This window comes from Exiguobacterium sp. HSB13 (genome assembly GCF_056764755.1).
The window spans coordinates 1,455,727-1,472,054 of sequence record NZ_JBUZOM010000001.1 but is presented as its reverse complement, the minus strand read 5'-3'; the positions used below and the strand labels follow the sequence as shown (position 1 = coordinate 1,472,054).

At 44.3% G+C, this 16,328-nt stretch carries 18 protein-coding genes; 11 read left to right on the top strand and 7 right to left on the bottom strand.

The window, feature by feature from the left end:
- The first annotated feature begins 13 nt into the window (after positions 1 to 13).
- The 3 genes from cls to pepF all read left to right on the top strand — a co-directional run bounded on the left by cls (position 14) and on the right by pepF (position 4,361).
- Positions 14 to 1,525, top strand: coding sequence for a cardiolipin synthase (gene cls / locus ACZGCQ_RS07960; RefSeq protein WP_034786055.1), 1,512 nt, complete (start codon positions 14 to 16; stop codon positions 1,523 to 1,525).
- Between the two features lie 18 nt (positions 1,526 to 1,543).
- Positions 1,544 to 2,494 (top strand): competence protein CoiA family protein, encoded by a 951-nt coding sequence (locus ACZGCQ_RS07955; RefSeq protein ID WP_481265983.1) that lies wholly within the window; start codon positions 1,544 to 1,546, stop codon positions 2,492 to 2,494.
- Positions 2,495 to 2,558: 64 nt separating this feature from the next.
- Positions 2,559 to 4,361 carry an oligoendopeptidase F gene (pepF, locus tag ACZGCQ_RS07950; protein WP_481265982.1) on the top strand — a complete coding sequence of 601 codons (1,803 nt, stop codon included), beginning with the start codon at positions 2,559 to 2,561 and terminating at the stop codon, positions 4,359 to 4,361.
- 217 nt (positions 4,362 to 4,578) lie between these two features.
- Here pepF and ACZGCQ_RS07945 read toward each other — a convergent pair whose 3' ends face one another.
- Together ACZGCQ_RS07945 and ACZGCQ_RS07940 are read right to left on the bottom strand one after the other, a co-directional pair.
- Complete coding sequence (locus ACZGCQ_RS07945) at positions 4,579 to 5,370, bottom strand: DsbA family protein (protein WP_050677567.1); 792 nt, start codon at positions 5,368 to 5,370, stop codon at positions 4,579 to 4,581.
- Between the two features lie 94 nt (positions 5,371 to 5,464).
- Positions 5,465 to 6,025, bottom strand: coding sequence for a CYTH domain-containing protein (locus ACZGCQ_RS07940; protein WP_481265981.1), 561 nt, complete (start codon positions 6,023 to 6,025; stop codon positions 5,465 to 5,467).
- A gap of 117 nt (positions 6,026 to 6,142) precedes the next feature.
- Here ACZGCQ_RS07940 and yjbM point away from each other — a divergent pair, with 117 nt between their 5' ends.
- From yjbM to ACZGCQ_RS07925, 3 genes are read left to right on the top strand one after another with little or no spacing between them, the layout of a single operon-like run.
- A complete protein-coding gene (gene yjbM, locus ACZGCQ_RS07935; RefSeq protein WP_035396676.1) occupies positions 6,143 to 6,787 on the top strand; it encodes a GTP diphosphokinase in 645 nt (214 codons plus the stop codon).
- A gap of 10 nt (positions 6,788 to 6,797) precedes the next feature.
- Positions 6,798 to 7,601, top strand: a complete 804-nt coding sequence (locus tag ACZGCQ_RS07930; RefSeq protein WP_023468882.1) for an NAD kinase — start codon at positions 6,798 to 6,800, stop codon at positions 7,599 to 7,601.
- 18 nt (positions 7,602 to 7,619) lie between these two features.
- Entirely contained in the window at positions 7,620 to 8,504 is an 885-nt protein-coding gene (locus ACZGCQ_RS07925) for an RluA family pseudouridine synthase (RefSeq protein ID WP_350464186.1), read from the top strand.
- Positions 8,505 to 8,557: 53 nt separating this feature from the next.
- Here ACZGCQ_RS07925 and ACZGCQ_RS07920 read toward each other — a convergent pair whose 3' ends face one another.
- A complete protein-coding gene (locus tag ACZGCQ_RS07920; protein WP_029342211.1) occupies positions 8,558 to 9,727 on the bottom strand; it encodes an FtsW/RodA/SpoVE family cell cycle protein in 1,170 nt (389 codons plus the stop codon).
- A 144-nt stretch (positions 9,728 to 9,871) separates the two neighbouring features.
- Between ACZGCQ_RS07920 and fabI the strand changes: the two genes are divergently transcribed.
- Both fabI and ACZGCQ_RS07910 read left to right on the top strand, forming a co-directional pair.
- The gene (fabI, locus tag ACZGCQ_RS07915) at positions 9,872 to 10,645 is read left to right on the top strand and encodes an enoyl-ACP reductase FabI (protein WP_029342212.1); all 774 of its coding nucleotides are present in this window, start codon (positions 9,872 to 9,874) and stop codon (positions 10,643 to 10,645) included.
- Positions 10,646 to 10,757: 112 nt separating this feature from the next.
- On the top strand, positions 10,758 to 10,976 hold the full coding sequence (locus ACZGCQ_RS07910) for a hypothetical protein (RefSeq protein ID WP_023468878.1): 219 nt from the start codon (positions 10,758 to 10,760) through the stop codon (positions 10,974 to 10,976).
- Positions 10,977 to 10,980: 4 nt separating this feature from the next.
- Here the strand turns inward: ACZGCQ_RS07910 and ACZGCQ_RS07905 are convergent, their stop codons facing one another.
- On the bottom strand, positions 10,981 to 11,493 hold the full coding sequence (locus tag ACZGCQ_RS07905; protein ID WP_023468877.1) for a YjcG family protein: 513 nt from the start codon (positions 11,491 to 11,493) through the stop codon (positions 10,981 to 10,983).
- A gap of 145 nt (positions 11,494 to 11,638) precedes the next feature.
- Here ACZGCQ_RS07905 and ACZGCQ_RS07900 point away from each other — a divergent pair, with 145 nt between their 5' ends.
- From ACZGCQ_RS07900 to ACZGCQ_RS07890, 3 genes are read left to right on the top strand one after another with little or no spacing between them, the layout of a single operon-like run.
- A complete protein-coding gene (locus ACZGCQ_RS07900; RefSeq protein ID WP_034786059.1) occupies positions 11,639 to 12,181 on the top strand; it encodes a phosphatidylglycerophosphatase A family protein in 543 nt (180 codons plus the stop codon).
- Positions 12,181 to 12,801, top strand: a complete 621-nt coding sequence (locus tag ACZGCQ_RS07895) for a phosphatase PAP2 family protein (protein WP_481265980.1) — start codon at positions 12,181 to 12,183, stop codon at positions 12,799 to 12,801. Before ACZGCQ_RS07900 ends, ACZGCQ_RS07895 begins: the two co-directional genes overlap by 1 nt.
- Positions 12,801 to 13,298, top strand: a complete 498-nt coding sequence (locus ACZGCQ_RS07890) for a hypothetical protein (protein WP_055968682.1) — start codon at positions 12,801 to 12,803, stop codon at positions 13,296 to 13,298. The genes ACZGCQ_RS07895 and ACZGCQ_RS07890 overlap by 1 nt, the downstream gene beginning before the upstream one ends.
- 55 nt (positions 13,299 to 13,353) lie before the next feature.
- On the opposite strand, the gene ACZGCQ_RS07885 is transcribed toward ACZGCQ_RS07890, so the two are convergent.
- The 3 genes from ACZGCQ_RS07885 to ACZGCQ_RS07875 all read right to left on the bottom strand — a co-directional run bounded on the left by ACZGCQ_RS07885 (position 13,354) and on the right by ACZGCQ_RS07875 (position 16,258).
- A complete protein-coding gene (locus ACZGCQ_RS07885) occupies positions 13,354 to 14,229 on the bottom strand; it encodes a DegV family protein (protein ID WP_055968680.1) in 876 nt (291 codons plus the stop codon).
- Positions 14,230 to 14,294: 65 nt separating this feature from the next.
- Entirely contained in the window at positions 14,295 to 15,620 is a 1,326-nt protein-coding gene (brnQ, locus tag ACZGCQ_RS07880; RefSeq protein WP_064299589.1) for a branched-chain amino acid transport system II carrier protein, read from the bottom strand.
- Positions 15,621 to 15,964: 344 nt separating this feature from the next.
- Positions 15,965 to 16,258 (bottom strand): hypothetical protein, encoded by a 294-nt coding sequence (locus ACZGCQ_RS07875; protein WP_050677561.1) that lies wholly within the window; start codon positions 16,256 to 16,258, stop codon positions 15,965 to 15,967.
- Positions 16,259 to 16,328 lie beyond the last annotated feature (70 nt).

Sequence of the window (16,328 nt, the reverse complement as noted above, 5' to 3'; positions counted from 1 at the left end):
AGGAGGGGGATTCATGCTACGACGTGTACAACTTCTCATGACCCTCATCTTGACCATCGGCTTGATTGCCTTTTTATCCTACTATTGGAGTGTCTATATGGTAGGTTGGCTGTCCATCGTCATCATCTTGGTCGTCATGAGCGTGTTCGTCATCATTTTACTTGAAAATCGGAACCCAGAACGAACGCTCGTCTGGGCACTCGTCATGATGGCATTGCCTGTCGTTGGCGTATTCGTGTATTTCACATTTGGTCAGAATTACCGTCGAAAACGAATGTTTCGACTGAAGGCAATGCTTGATGAAGAGTCTTACATTAAATATCGTACCCAGTTTAAGGCAGGGGTACACCAATCAGTGTTCCAAGAAGGACATTATGGAAAAGTTGTGACACTTATCGATTCAATCAGTCGCCTTCCGATTTCGTATAATACACATACAAGGATCTTGACGAATGGTCAGGAAAAGTTTCCGATTCTTTTAGAAGAGATTCGTCAAGCACAGCATCATATTCATTTGGAGTACTATATCGTACGCGATGATCAACTTGCGCTTCAGTTACAGGAAGCGTTGATTGAAAAGGCCAAGCAAGGAATCGAGGTCCGCTTTCTTTATGATGCTGTCGGATGTTTTTCGACGGATAAACATTATTTCAAGAAGATGCAGGCGGCTGGTATTGAGGTTCGTGCGTTTTTCCCCGTCGTCTTACCGTTTATTTCGAGTAAATCGAACTACCGGAATCATCGGAAAATCGTCGTCATCGATGGAACGGTTGCTTTTACAGGCGGAATCAACATTGGCGACGAGTATATCGGTCGTGATCAACATTTTGGTTTCTGGCGTGATACTCACCTTCTTGTAAGAGGAGAGGCTGTCTCTGAACTCCAATTGATTTTTTTGCAAGACTGGTATTACATGACCGGTGAACGGCTGTTTACCCCGTTTTATATGGAGCCACTTGAGTACGTTGAAGAAGCAACAGGAGGCGTTCAAATCATTGCAAGCGGACCTGATGAGCCACATGAGGCAATGAAATCACTTTACTTCGGGCTCATCACGGAAGCGCGTGAATCGGTCTATATTGCTTCCCCGTATTTGATACCGGACGAAGATCTCATGACAGCGCTGAAGACAGCTGCTATGGCAGGGATTGATGTCCGTATTCTACTACCGAGTTTCCCAGATCATAAAATCGTGTTTTATGCGAGCCGTTCATACTTTGATGATTTGCTACAAGCTGGTGTGAAAATCTACGAGTACAACAAAGGGTTCATGCACTCGAAAGTCATCGTCGTCGATGACGCCATCGCAACGATTGGGACAGCGAACATGGATTTACGTAGTTTTCATTTGAATTTCGAAGTGAATGCTTTTTTATACGGAACAAACTCTGTTCATGAACTGACACGTGATTTTTATGAAGATTTTAGCCATTCAACACAAGTTGATGCTGATCTGTTTCATCGGCGTCCATTACGCCGTCGATTGATTGAATCAATTTCACGTTTATTCTCACCGTTACTCTAGCAAAAGGGGACGATTCAGATGTTTGAAGCCATTGATGCTTCTGGTAAACGCATCATGATTCACAGATTTTCCATCCATGAATTAAAAGCGATGTCCTTACGTTGTCCGTATTGCCTGAAGCCCTTGCGCGTCAGGCAAGGACGACGACCACATTTTGCGCATATCTCAGCTTGTTCAGGAGAAAGTAGTGTGCATATGTCCTGGAAAAAGCGTATTGCCGATTCTTTAATAAACGCAGGTATCCAAGTCGAAATTGAATGGGTGACTGGAGAGAGACGTTTTGACCTGTGGATACCAGAAAGGGAACTTGGAATTGAAATTCAACGTTCTCCAATGTCGGCAGAGGAATGGATGAGACGAGCCATACTTGATGCGAAACAAGAACAAACAGTTCGGTGGATCGGATTTCATCCTTCACAGGGTGTCACGTTACGATTGCAAGGTTGGATGCGACAAGCATTTTTACAAAATGATTATTTGGATCTAATCGTTGAGAATCAAATCCGGAGATTTCGACATCCGGTTCCTTTTGCGAAACATCATGTCTATTGTACGGTTCAATCGATTTCGTTATCTGATTTTCTCTCGATAGAGCCTTCATCATTTCCTCGGAAATTTTCAATCGCTCGATGGCAAGGAATCGTTCATCGCTATCGTCGACGTCCTTTTTATCCTTCATTACCTCCACGCCTCCTAAAGGTTCCACTGTATCAAGCAGGTTTCCATCTACAAAATCTTCCCTCTTTTGTCTTTCTTCCCATCACACGTTTATTATTTCTACCCGTTCATCCCTTTGAATTTCAAATCGTCGTCTTTTTAGAGCTAAAAGGAAGATATACTTCGATCCGTCTGGAACATGCCATAAATCAACTGCTTCAGCATTTGAATCTATCAATTGAAAGAGAGTTGATTGATGCTCTTGTCAGGGAATGGATGGAGCGGATTGAGGAGGCGAATAAGCTGTTTTAGCAGGAGCACTTCGATTGTTTGTCGAAAAGAAAACAGGTATAACTGAATTAAAGGAGTGAGGGAAATGGCAGAAGTATTAACACGTCAAGATGTTGACGTTACAGAAACATGGAATCTAGAGTCGATTTACGCAACGAACGAATCGTGGGAAGAAGAATTCGAATCGGTGAAAGCGATGCTTCCATTACTCGTCGAGTATAAGGGTCGTCTTGGACAGAGTGCAGAAACACTCTATGAAGGGTTACAGTTACGCGACGAAGTTTCAAGACGCCTTTATAAGCTTTATACATACGCGCACATGCGTTATGACGAAAATACAGCAGACAGCTTCTACCAAGCTATGAATGACCGTGCTCGGACGCTCGCGTCGCAAATCGGAGCAACACTTGCTTTCATGACACCAGAACTATTAGCTGTACCTGAGTCAACGATTGAGACGTATCTTAATGAGAATCCAGATCTTGCGATGTATCGTCACGCATTTGATGAATTGAATCAAGAGCGTGAACACGTCCTGACGGAAGCAGAAGAAGCGATTCTTGCGAAGGCAGGAGAAGTACTCGGTCAATCCGGTACGACGTTCGGTATGTTGAACAACGCAGATCTGACATTCCCGAAAATCAAAGGGGAAGACGGAGAAGAGACAGAGTTGACACATGGTCGCTTCATCACATTCCTTGAATCATCTGATCGTTCGGTCCGTGAAGCAGCATTTAAAGCGATGTACGGAACATATGCGAAATACACCAATACACTCGCCTCGACACTTGCTGGGTCAGTTAAGAAAGACAACTTCTATGCGGATGTCCGGAAGTTCCCATCGGCACGCGCAGCAGCTTTACACGGTAATGCGATTCCTGAGTCCGTCTATGATGGATTAGTTGAAGCGGTACATGAGCATTTACCACTGCTCCATCGTTACGTCGCCCTGCGTAAGCGGGTGCTCGGACTCGATGAACTACACGTGTATGATATGTACACACCACTCGTTTCTGAGGTGGAGATGAAAGTCTCTTACGAGGAAGTGAAACAATTGATGGTTGAAGGGCTTGCACCGCTCGGAGCAGAGTACAAGCATATCCTCGAAGAAGGATTGTCTGAACGTTGGGTTGATGTCCGGGAGACGCGTGGTAAACGGAGTGGAGCTTACTCTTCTGGTGCTTATGATACACAGCCGTTCATTTTGATGAACTGGCAAGACAACATCAACAACCTCTTTACACTCGCACATGAATTCGGACATTCTGTCCATAGTTATTACACGCGGAAATCTCAACCATATCCATATGGTGACTATTCAATCTTCGTCGCAGAAGTCGCCTCAACGACGAATGAAGCATTATTGAACGACTATCTATTGAAAAAAGTGACGGATCGTAAAGAAAAACTCTATCTATTGAACAATCAACTCGAAACATTCCGCGGAACATTGTTCCGACAAACGATGTTTGCCGAGTTCGAACATGCAATCCATGATGCGGCTCGTCTTGGACAATCGCTGACACCGGAATTCCTAACGTCAACGTACTATGCGTTGAATCAAAAATACTTCGGAGAAGAAATTGTATTAGATGAAGAAATCGGTCTAGAATGGGCTCGGATTCCACACTTCTATTACAATTATTATGTCTATCAGTATGCAACGGGCATTTCTGCTGCTGCTGCCTTGACGGATCAGATTCTAGAAGAAGGACAACCTGCTGTAGAGCGATACATTAACAATTTCTTAAAAGCGGGATCAAGTGATTATCCAATCGAAGTGTTAAAAGCTGCGGGTGTTGATATGACAACAAAAGCACCAGTTGAAGCAGCACTTCGACAATTTGAACGTGTCCTAGATGAATTTGAAGCTTTGTTAGCAGAGTGACATCTTTGTGACAAAATGAACAAAGAGTGGAAAAGAGGAGAGGTCCACGATATACTTATATTGTGAAGAGGGTCACATTCCCCAGTCGATTCTCTTTTTCCCCCATCCAGTGGTCAAAAGAAAAGTCCTTCTCGTCAGGAGGGACTTTTTCTTTTGTCTATGATTGAACATAAAAAGGACAGTGAAGCACGCTTCACTGTCCTTTTTATTGTTTTTATCATGCATGTGCCGAATCTTTTAAATGACGCCATACTTTTCCATCACAGTACGATAGAGAAGCACATTTTTGTTGCAAGACTAGTTTTTTTAATTCATGTTCAATCTGGGATTCAGGAGCGTCATAAATAAAGGCGATTTCAGCCGTTGTTGCTGTTTCATACCGTCTCAAGAATTGTTCGAGTGGTGGCTTCGGTTGTTTTTCGATCGTATGATCTAGCAATTCACTTAAGATCGAGACATACACCAAATACTCATAAGGTCCTTCTGCTTTGATCGCTTCTTCGTCTCCGACGAAAGCGAGTGTTGGAAGAATCCGAACATCCCATTCGGTGACTAGTTCGGTTTCTTTCTCGAGCATTTGCTGAATCGTATCCGACGAGACATCACGATGGAACTCATCTAAATCCAAACCATACTCCGTTAATGCTTCTGCTAGCCGCATCAATGATGGCCGACTATAAGCACTTTCTCCTTCGACGTTATGAAGCATTCGAAGGCGTCGCATGAATCGCATACCAAACGTTTTTCCTTGAAGCTCAATTGCTTTTAGAATGACGAGTGGTGACATGTCACATGCGGATCGTGATGGAGCACATGGAATCGTTGCAATCGTCCGAAGACGGAACAGATGACCATATTCTAGTTCTAACTTCTTGAGGACGGGTATCAACCGTAAACCATCCGTTTGTGTCACATCTAGAAAATGATAAATTTCCAGAGGTTTCGTCGGTTGTTGAATCGATGGTTCGTCCAATGAACAATAAGATCCGTTACATTGTGCGTGTTCCATCCGTTCACCCCTTCCTGTTGTTATCGTTACCCTATTTTAGCAACGAAAAAAAAGAAAGAGCAAAGGTTTTGCTTGTTCATTCTTACACGAAAAATCAAGAAAGCGCTTTACGTTCCATGAAGCGAACGATTTTGTTTTTTGTTTTGCGCTTTGGAATGTCGTGTTCTGAAAGAAGTCGCTCGAAATCCTTTTGCCCTTGTTCGAAGTTACTGACCTCAAACTCTAACTCATAATCGGTATGTCCGAGATAGCGACTTTTATCAAGGACAAGCAATCCTTGCGGAAGCACGGTTTCGATTCGTTCTGTCTCTAATCGACCTAAATGTTCTAAAGATCCCTGTAAATCAAATGACTTTAGCTGATTGTTCATCTCTTCGGAATGAATTAGACCGTATTTGAATAAATCTTCTGCTTCAGTTGATGATAACGTGACATGTGTCTCAAGCAACCCCTTTTCATGAGGTTGTTTTAAAGTCAGTACGAGTCCCTGTTTTTTTTCACGAATCCGTAATGCAGCACCTTTTTTACGAAGTTCAAAATCTGGTGTATCAAAATAATCATTTGCTTGCCAAATGGGTTGTTTAGTTGATGCATAATGGGTAAATAGTGATAGATATTCTTGTTCAGACAATAAGTTCTTAAATTCGATTTCCAATTCTTGTCTAATCGGAATCACGCCTTTCTAGTTGAATGTCTGAAAATATGATAACATGAATGAGGTAGGAACAGGCAGTGAACCAATACTATTCGATTAAAAGTGGTGACAAATCAGATGACAAAAGAAAATTGGGATTTATTTCTTGCACCGTATCAAATCGCGGTCGATGAGTTGAAAGTTAAGCTAAAAGCGATTCGTAAACAATTTCAGCAACGGGGAGAACATTCACCGATTGAATTTGTCACAGGACGGGTCAAACCTGTAAAGAGCATTCTTCAAAAAGCGGAACGAAAAGCAATTGCGCGTGAGTCATTAGAACAAGACATGCAGGATATCGCCGGATTACGTATCATGTGTCAATTCGTCGATGATATCATTCATGTCCTTGAGTTGCTGCGCTCGCGCGGAGATTTTAAAATCGTCGAAGAACGGAACTATATTACGCAAAAAAAGGATAGCGGCTATCGATCGTATCACGTCATCATTGCCTATCCGGTACAGACGATCGAAGGTGAAGTGCCGACGTTAGTCGAGATTCAAATTCGAACGCTTGCGATGAACTTCTGGGCAACGATTGAACACTCGTTGAATTATAAGTACCAAGGAAATATTCCGGAAGAGACGCGTGAGCGTCTGCGTCGTGCAGCAGAGGCAGCATTTTTGCTTGATGCGGAGATGAGCCAGCTGAAAGTAGAAATCCAAGATGCACAACTCGTCTTTCAACGCGACGCTAAGGCGTCTGAACGATTAAAAGAGTAGGGGGATGACCATGCGTTTTGCAATCACGGCTCGTGATGATGAGCGATCTCATGCGCTGAAACAGCAACTCGAGCAGGCATTGACGGATCGGGGATGTATTCTTGATGTCAGCCAACCGGAAATCGTCGTCTCGATCGGTGGAGACGGAACGATGTTACAGGCGTTTCATTCGTATCTCGATCAAGTAGAGACAATTACGCTTGTTGGGATTCATACGGGGCATCTTGGTTTTTATGCGGATTGGCGCCCTGAAGAAATGGATGAACTGATTGATCATATCGCGAAGCAGGATTTAGCAACGGTTCAATACCCGTTGCTTGAACTCTCGATTGATTATGCGGACGGTTCACACAACCAACTGCTTGCCTTGAATGAATGTACGATTAAAAGTTTTAATCAGACGCTCGTTTGTGATTTATCGATTCGAGGCGACTACTTCGAGACATTCCGAGGTGATGGACTGTGTGTATCGACACCGTCTGGTTCGACAGCGTACAATAAGGCACTCGGCGGAGCGATCGTTCACCCGGCGCTCGAAGCAATTCAAATTACAGAGATGGCTTCCATCAACAATCGTGTCTACCGGACGATCGGCTCACCGATGTTGCTACCGAAACATCATGATGTCGAAATTCGTCCCGTCAATCCGATTGATTTTCAGATGACCTATGACCACTATGCTTCGATCATTCATCAAAACGTGACATCGATTCGGTGCCGGGTCTCTGATAAAAAAGTGAAATTTGCTCGTTTTCGTTCTTTCCCGTTCTGGCAACGGGTGCGGGAATCTTTCCTGGCAGACGAAAGACGTTAAAGTAAAGGAAATGGAAACATGAATGGATTTCAGCTACAACAGATGGTGACTGACATCGAGGATGGCTGGCGTGTCAGTCATTTTTGTACGACCCGCTTAGGGATTTCGCGGAAAATGTTAGTATCGATTAAAAATCATGGGGATATTACGCGTAATGGTCAGCATGTTAACGTCCACGACGTCTTACACGCGGGTGATCGTGTCCATGTCTTCTTCCCGGAAGAGACACCAGCACCGGATATGGTGGCGACAGAAGGGGAACTTGATATTTTGTTTGAAGATGATTGGTTGCTCGTCGTCAATAAACCGCCGGGAATGGCATCGATCCCGTCACGACTGCATCCGGAACGCTCATTATCGAACTATGTGCTTGGTTATTACCGAAAACAAGGAATTCCGTATGCAATCCATATCGTTAATCGGCTCGATCGTGATACGAGTGGTCTTGTCTTATTCGCGAAACACGGGCTTGCCCATCACCGGATGAGTCTCATGCAACGATCCAATGAATTAGAACGACATTATTTAGCGTATGCACCCGGAAACGTACCGGTACAAACAATTGATCAACCGATTGGTCAAACCGATCATTCCTTCATGGAACGGATGGTACGACCAGATGGTCAACGAGCCATTACGCATATCTTAAATAGCCGTCTAGTTCGAGCCTTTGACCAAGAAATCTCATTACTCGATATCCGACTAGAGACAGGTCGGACACACCAAATTCGTGTCCATCTTGCTTTTCTTGGGCATCCTTTGATTGGCGATACGATGTATCAAGGGAACCCGTTACTTCCGCGTCAGGCGCTCCATAGTGCGTCAGCAACGTTCCTTCATCCTGCGACGGGAGAACAGGTTCGTTTTGAAGCACCACTTCCTGAGGATCTCCGACTGGAATGATAAAGTACACAAATAAAAGGCAATGGACTTGGTCCACTGCCTTTTATTTGTGTTTAGTCTTCATCGAACATGGAAATCCGAGATTGAGAGGCGATTGCCATGATCAATCCTAGACCGACGAGGTTTACGATCATCGTTGATCCACCATAACTGATGAACGGTAAGGGAAGACCTGTGATCGGTAAGACACCAATCGTCATCCCGATGTTTTGGAAGATTTGGAACGTAAACATCGCGACGTATCCTGTCACGATATAGGTACCAAATGGATCCGCTGTCTCGAGAGCAATCTGAATCAAGCGATAGACGAACAGGAACAAGACGATCAAGACGATGGCAGCCCCGATGAAACCGTAGTGAGAGGCAATCGTCGTAAAGATGAAGTCTGTATGCAATTCCGGAACGAACACTTGCAGTTTCCCGTATCCAACGCCGAACATTTGCCCTGAACCTGTCGCGTTGATTGCTTGGACGAGCTGGTACGACAGATCATCCGCATATTCGAACGGTTGCAACCAAGCCATGATCCGGTTCATCGCGTGACCTGGGAAAAAGGTTGCGAGTAAATCATTTTGGAAAAAGAACAGGTAAAAGAAGATGATGACGGCTCCTGCGAACAGACCGAACATCGTCAAAAGCCATTTCCAGTTTAGTCCGGATAACAACATCGCACATGCTAAGATGACGCATAGAATCAAACCGATCCCTAAATCGGGCTGAATGATGATAAGACCGAGCGGCAAGGCTGTAACCGCGACTAACTTGATAAGTAACAAGAGATCTCTTTCATGTTGAACATAACGCGCATTGTGCTCGGTAATGACGGCAGCGAGCGTCACGATCAAAAAGAACTTCATGAACTCAGCCGGCTGAACCGTACCGATAACTGGGAATTGATACCAACCGTATGCCCCTTTGATTTCAGTGACGATTGGTGTACCACGGAAAATGACAAGACCGATTAACGATACGATACCTGCTCCATATAAAAACCAGTGGAATCGCTTCAACTGTTCATAATCGATGAAAATGACGACGGATAACGCCATGAAGCCGATGACATACCATTGAATTTGTTTGGCAGAGAAGTTGATGGCACTGATCGCACCTTTAAGCGAAGGTTGTGCTGTATAGATGGCGATGATACTGATGACCATCAGACAGGCGAGTAAAAAAAGCAACGTATGATCATAACGTTGTGTAAATGATTTGAATCGATTCATTTCATCCCTACTTTCTATCACTTTCTATATTACCGTAATTTATCAAATCCGCAATATCAAGAGCGATGGTTGACAGAAGCGTTACGTTTTTGTAACCTGAAGATAGGTTTTATTACCAGGTACTAATTCAAGGGGGACTTTATCATGAATATTTATCCTTCACTCGAAGGCAAGACGTACGTCGTCATGGGCGTCATCAACCAACGTTCGATTGCATGGGGCATCGCACGTGCGCTCGACGCTGCTGGAGCAAGCCTGGCATTTACATATGTCGGGGAGCGTTTTAAGGCACCACTTGAAAAATTAGGACAAGAATTATCACGTCCAGCTTCTTATTATACGTGTGATGTCACAAGTGATGAAGAAATCGAACAGGTCTTCCAAACGATCCATGCAGATCACGGGAAGATTTCAGGGATTGCTCACTCGATCGCATTCGCGGATAAAGAAGCGCTTCGTGGTGAATTTTCTGGGGTAACGCGTGAACAGTTCGCGCAAGCACTTGATATTTCAGCTTACAGCTTAACAGCAGTCGTCAAAGCGGCGAAAGATTTCTTTACGGAAGATGCATCCGTCATCACGTTGACGTACCTCGGTGGTGAGAAGATGGTTCCGAACTACAACGTCATGGGTGTTGCGAAAGCCGCATTAGATGCAAGCGTTCGTTATCTCGCTGCTGAATACGGTCAGCAAGGCGTTCGTGTCAATGCGATCTCAGCTGGTCCAATTCGGACAGTATCCGCAAAAGGTGTCGGCGATTTCAATTCGATTCTTGATAGCATCGAAGAACGTGCGCCACTTCATCGTAACGTGACGACAGAACAAATTGGTCAAAGTGGACTGTTCTTGCTTTCACAAATGTCGAGTGGGGTGACAGGAGAAATCCTTCACGTCGATAGCGGATTCCACATTCTTTAATAAACGATCGATTAAGCCGGGCTTTCCCATGTGGGAGGCTTGGTTTTTTTTGTGCTCGATCGGGGAACTATCAAATATAAGTGTCATTAGAAGGAGAGAGGAAGTGCAGAGGATGAACGCAATCGATTTTACAGTCGTACAATATGTCAATCGTCAAGTACGTGTCGATCCACAGCTAAAGACTGAACCAGTCGCTCGAGTTCAACCGATACGCCCAACTGATCCTTACCGCGAACACGAAGCAGACGACTTTTTAGAAGAACAGGCAAATGCATACGGTGTATTACCAGAACTTAAACTTCCCGGTCGAAGCTTCGACCGGGAAGTTTAATCATTCATTGACCTGTGAAGCGGAATGTCTCATAGACACTCCAAGCACCGTTCTCCAGTTCATACAATAAAGCCATTTTCGTGACGTCCTCTTGGAAACGGATATCTTCCATCTTGAGACGTTCTAGTACATCGAACAGTTCGACATCCGACAGTTCTTGACCGATTGTGATATGTGGCAAGAAATCGTATTTCGGCTTATGTTCGAGTGGTCCCGTATGCAAAGCGCGATGTAATTGTTCTAACTCATCCGTCGGCATTACTTTAAGGAACAAGACATTGTTCGTCGGATGGAACGAACGAGCTCCTTGGATGTGCAAATTGACAGGCTTCGTTTCGGACGCGATTCGATTCAACTCCGTCACGATGTGGTCTAGTTCTGTCTCATCGACTTCCATCCGCTCCCGTAGCGTGATATGAGGTGTGATCAGTGCATACTTCGAGTCATATCTCTTTCGGTATGAATTTGCAAAATCTTGAACGCGTTTCGATGGAAACAATACAACCCCGATGTTCATCGAAAATCCCCTACTTTCCCCTGAAATGATAACGCTTTACAAAATAATCATGACGGATTCTGGCGTCGATGTCAAAGAAGTTTGAGAGGAGCTTCAGAATCCGTGTATACTAATGAAGTACTTTGTTGGAGAGGTGGATATAGTCATGAAGAAAACACATTCAAAAGAGGTCAAACAGGCAGCTATCGATAAGTTACATGAACGAGGGGTGACGATTCATGCGATCGCTGAGATCGTGTACCAAATGCAGGCCCCCTACACGGTGGATCTGACAATTGAAACATGTGTCAGTTCAGTAGAACGTGTTCTTGAAAAACGTGAATTACAACATGCGATTCTCGTCGGAGCAGAACTAGACATCCTGGCGGAAAAAGGGTTATTATCAGAACCACTCTTGTCCATCATCCAAAGCGATGAAGGGCTATTTGGCGTAGATGAGACGATTGCGATTGGTGCCGTCAACACGTATGGTTCGATTGCGGTTACGACATTTGGCTATTTGGATAAAGCAAAGGTTGGTATTATCAAAGAACTCGATACGAAACTTGGGGATGGAAAAGTCAATACGTTCATGGATGATATCGTCGCAGCGATCGCGGCAAACGCATCCGGACGACTAGCGCATCGCTTGCGGGATAAAGAAGACTATTCAGCAGAAGAATTAGAAGAACGTAAGGGGACATACTGATGCGGGGTGCGAGAGGGGCGTGGATTGGTGCATCCATCGCTGTCGTCTTATTCGTGATCATCGCTGTCTCCATTCGGACGACAGGCTATTTTTTATTTGATGCTCAATTATCGTCATATATGTCGCAACACGTCCCAGGGGATTACGTTTCTTGGTTCACTCAACTTGGATCAGGTCCAGGGGCGATGACGATGACGGTGTTACTTGGAATAATGAGTTATGTTTTGTGGCGGGATCGCATTGCAAGCATCTGGTATGTGATCATGGCAATATCAGTAGGTGTATTGAATCAAGTCGTTAAATTTGCCTTTGTCCGAGAGCGCCCCTCATTAAATGAATTGGTTGGTGGCGTAGGATACAGTTTTCCAAGTGGTCACTCAGCGATGGCTTTTGCCGTCTATGCCGGATTTCTCGTCGTTGCGTTTCGTCATTTGAAAACAGGTGGGAAGGTACTTGTATCGATCGTGACGATTGGATTATTCCTCGCCATGGGAGCTTCTCGAATCATTTTAAACGTTCACTATTTCTCAGATGTCATCGGTGGATATTGTTTTGCCGCGATTCTTTTATGTAGCTCCTATGCATTCATCGTCTCCCGCAGAAAAAAAGGAGTGGCTTGATGTTACTGTTAGATGTTGATCATAGTTTATTATTTGATGAAGAGACGATGCGCTCCATCGACAAGCCGACGTTGCTTGTCGAGCGAGTCGCTGGGCGACCTCGTTTTATGACGATGCGAGCGCATCTCAGATTAAAACGGTTAGTATCGATTAACGGTGTTGTTCCGGTGACGAAACGAACGATGGAAGAGTACCAGCAGTTGGAACTCTTTCAAATCGATGCGCCACCGAAATGGGCGATCATTGACGGTGGAAAGATTTTGCTCAAAGAAGGAAAAGTGGATCGTCGATATGAAAATTGGCTTCGTCAATTCAATAAGGAGACATCACTTGATTCCATCCTTGAGTATCTCATCGAAATGGAACAAGTTTCGATTGATGTATATCCTTCTGAGACGTTATCCAGTGTAATCACGCTTCCGCATGAGCCGATTCAACGGACGACGGACGAAGCCGTATTATTAGAAGAACTATTTCGTAAGTATGAAACGACATGAAAAAACCGGACGGTCTCAAGCAGACCGTCCGGTTTTCATCGTTTCGTGCAAGATATCAAGTTGTTGGTAAAGGAATCTCATCGAACCAGTACACACCGACCGTCTCAGCGCCAGCATGTGCCAAGATGGAAGGACCAAATTGGGTAATGCGTACTTGAAGCTCCGGATGTTCCGTAGAAATCAAGCGCCGTAATTCTTCAGCAGCTGCATGAGCGAGCGTATGACTGACATAAAGCGTCCGATCATATACACCATGAGCACTGACTTTTGATGAAATTTCACTGACCATTTCTTTAAAAGCTTTTTTGATGGAACGGACTTTTTTAAATGGGACGAGTCGTCCTTCCTCATTAAATTGAGCGATTGGTTTAATATTGAGCATGTTTGCTAGTAAAAATTGACTTCCTGAGACACGTCCGCTTCGTCGCATCGTCTCCATATTTCCGATGATCAGATAAAAATGCGATTTGTGTTTAAATGTCTCAAGCGTAGACATGACTTCATCTGGACCTTTACCAGCAGCAACGAGTCGTTGTGCGATCCGGACAAGTTCTTGCTGATTCGCAGCACCTGTATACGAATCAATCGCGTATAAGGGGAAACCGACGGCTTCAGCTGCAGCGACGGAACTCGAATATGTGCCGCTCAGTCCACTCGTGATATGAATCGCATACCCATAATCATAACCATCTTCAAGCAATTGTTCATACAAGGTTACGAAATCACCGAATGATGGTTGAGAAGTCGTCGGTGAAGCGTGGGAATCTTCTCGCATTTTTTGATCAAGCTGTTCAATCGAGATATCGACATACTCCCGGTAAGACTCTCCGTTTAAGATGAGTAAAGTCGGTATCACATGGACTCCGATTTTTTCAGCCTCTCCTGGCTCAAAAAAAGCCATGCTGTCGGTAATCCAAGCAATCTTATCCATGTATATGACGCCTCCATTAATAGAACCATTTTGTTCATCATACCATAGCGATGAAAGCGGAATCACTAGCTAGCGCGTTTTTGTGTGATAGAAGCACTGGAAACGTGTCCAAACCATGAACTGATACCGAAGGCGATGAGTGTTGGGAATAACCATTCTAAACTTTGATCCACTAAAGGCAAGGATTGATAGAACGTTTTAAGATTTCCCGGGAAAAGCGAAAGTTGATTCAACGCACTACAGAATGAGAAGAAAATCGTTACACCAAGAGTTGATTGATAAACGACCGACTTACGACGGAACAGATGACGCATGAATGTCAAAGCGATCAAGACGATGACGATTGGATAAAGGAACATCAATACCGGAACGGCGATGGATAGCAATGTCTGCAATCCGACGATCGATACCGTAAGACCAAGAGCAGTCGTGAAGATACTTGCCGCTTTTAAAGATACACGGTTGGAAATCGTCATCATATATTCTGCAAATGCGGTGACGAGACCAACTGATGTCGTCAAACATGCAAGCAGAATTGCAAGACCAAGTACAGCTAAACCGATTGAGCCGAAGGCAGTATTTGCATAATGCTGAAGAAGTGCTGGACCATCAACTTTTCCGATGGCGGCAAATGTGTTACGTCCGATCATTCCAAGTCCGACATAGACGAGAGTCAAAGCAGTGGCAGCGATGATTCCGGCACGAGTAACGACTTTAAATTGTGCTTTTCGTTCATGAACGCCTCGACTTTTCAATGTATGCAGTACGACGACACCAAATACCAAGGCGCCGAGTGCATCAAGCGTTAAGTATCCTTGAAGGAAACCTTGAATGAATGCCTGTCCAGTCGTCTCATACGCTTCGTTTGGTGAAGCGACACTCGAAAGTGGCGAAATGATGCTACTGATGCTTAATGCAGCAAGAGCAATCAGTAATAATGGTGTGATGAAACGCCCGATGATCTCAAGTAATTTTCCTGGTCGTAGTACAAGATAAAGTGTGGCAAGGAAAAAGAGACTCGATGAGATGATCAACGTCATTTGTGAGGGAGCACCAAGGAATGGTACGACTCCGAGCTCATACGTGACAACCGATGTTCGCGGAATTCCGAAAAAGGGACCGATCGCAACATAGAGTGCGAACGTCAAGGCAGCACCTACAAAACGAGGGAGTGGTGCAGCAAGTGTTTTTATGCCACCTCCGATAGAGGCAACTGCAAGTAAGCCGAGCAAAGGAAGACCGACACCCGTTACGATAAAACCAAGGATGGCAGGAAGGAACTGTGAACCCGCAAGCGCACCGAGTTCCGGTGGGAAGATTAGGTTACCCGCACCGAAAAATAAAGCAAAAATCATAAATCCTAAAGCAAATGTATCTTTTGTCTTAAACATGTGTTGTCCTCCATTCATCCTAATTTCATAAAAAAAGCCTCATCCACTAAGTTTGTGGATAGGCGTCGTTTGCTCAGACGCCTTGTCGAAATGACGAAAAGGGCCTGGATCTTCATTTTCTCAAACGAGAAATGAATCTTCAGTCCCTACTCTTAATCACAATCAGTCGTTTTTGGATGAGCGTTGCGTGTGTCATGTTTAAAACCTCCTGTTTGAATTTTTCTAAGGATAACATGAAGAAATTAATAAAACAATATTTTCTGAAAATTCACCACCGAATTTTTGAAAACAAATAACGCCTTGAGGAGAGATAGGTATCTACCCAAGACGTTATATATTACACATCAGCTCGTTGCAATCGAGCGCGTTTTTTTGTGACGTTTCAATTTATGGAGGAGCCAAGCGTGAACGACCTCACAGGATTGACGTGGTAACGTCAGTTCAACAAGCGATTCCTGCTGTTGCCCTTTAATGATGAAAAGTCCATTTTCTTCATCGACAGGGGCGATGGTCATTGAACTCGCCTCATTCAGCGACAATTTCACTTCACCGAGTGTCGCATCCTTTAATTTCAGGATGTTCCCATTTGTCGCAAATTTCGTGAATGAGCCAATTCCGTTCACTTTTAACTGATCCATATTGAATTCCTCCTTCTGCTGATTCCAGTACTATCCCTATAAAAAACCGGGTCTAACTTCTATCTTGAAA

Excerpts from the sequence above, each read along its gene's own strand:
- ACZGCQ_RS07895 (WP_481265980.1), top strand. The coding sequence starts at position 12,181 with ATGCGGGGTGCGAGAGGGGCGTGGATTGGTGCATCCATCGCTGTCGTC.
- ACZGCQ_RS07875 (WP_050677561.1), bottom strand. The coding sequence starts at position 16,258 with ATGGATCAGTTAAAAGTGAACGGAATTGGCTCATTCACGAAATTTGCG.
- yjbM (WP_035396676.1), top strand. The coding sequence starts at position 6,143 with ATGACAAAAGAAAATTGGGATTTATTTCTTGCACCGTATCAAATCGCG.
- ACZGCQ_RS07930 (WP_023468882.1), top strand. The coding sequence starts at position 6,798 with ATGCGTTTTGCAATCACGGCTCGTGATGATGAGCGATCTCATGCGCTG.
- ACZGCQ_RS07900 (WP_034786059.1), top strand. The coding sequence starts at position 11,639 with ATGAAGAAAACACATTCAAAAGAGGTCAAACAGGCAGCTATCGATAAG.
- ACZGCQ_RS07885 (WP_055968680.1), bottom strand. The coding sequence starts at position 14,229 with ATGGATAAGATTGCTTGGATTACCGACAGCATGGCTTTTTTTGAGCCA.
- cls (WP_034786055.1), top strand. The coding sequence starts at position 14 with ATGCTACGACGTGTACAACTTCTCATGACCCTCATCTTGACCATCGGC.
- brnQ (WP_064299589.1), bottom strand. The coding sequence starts at position 15,620 with ATGTTTAAGACAAAAGATACATTTGCTTTAGGATTTATGATTTTTGCT.
- ACZGCQ_RS07890 (WP_055968682.1), top strand. The coding sequence starts at position 12,801 with ATGTTACTGTTAGATGTTGATCATAGTTTATTATTTGATGAAGAGACG.
- ACZGCQ_RS07905 (WP_023468877.1), bottom strand. The coding sequence starts at position 11,493 with ATGAACATCGGGGTTGTATTGTTTCCATCGAAACGCGTTCAAGATTTT.
- ACZGCQ_RS07925 (WP_350464186.1), top strand. The coding sequence starts at position 7,620 with ATGAATGGATTTCAGCTACAACAGATGGTGACTGACATCGAGGATGGC.
- ACZGCQ_RS07920 (WP_029342211.1), bottom strand. The coding sequence starts at position 9,727 with ATGAATCGATTCAAATCATTTACACAACGTTATGATCATACGTTGCTT.
- ACZGCQ_RS07955 (WP_481265983.1), top strand. The coding sequence starts at position 1,544 with ATGTTTGAAGCCATTGATGCTTCTGGTAAACGCATCATGATTCACAGA.
- fabI (WP_029342212.1), top strand. The coding sequence starts at position 9,872 with ATGAATATTTATCCTTCACTCGAAGGCAAGACGTACGTCGTCATGGGC.
- pepF (WP_481265982.1), top strand. The coding sequence starts at position 2,559 with ATGGCAGAAGTATTAACACGTCAAGATGTTGACGTTACAGAAACATGG.
- ACZGCQ_RS07910 (WP_023468878.1), top strand. The coding sequence starts at position 10,758 with ATGAACGCAATCGATTTTACAGTCGTACAATATGTCAATCGTCAAGTA.
- ACZGCQ_RS07945 (WP_050677567.1), bottom strand. The coding sequence starts at position 5,370 with ATGGAACACGCACAATGTAACGGATCTTATTGTTCATTGGACGAACCA.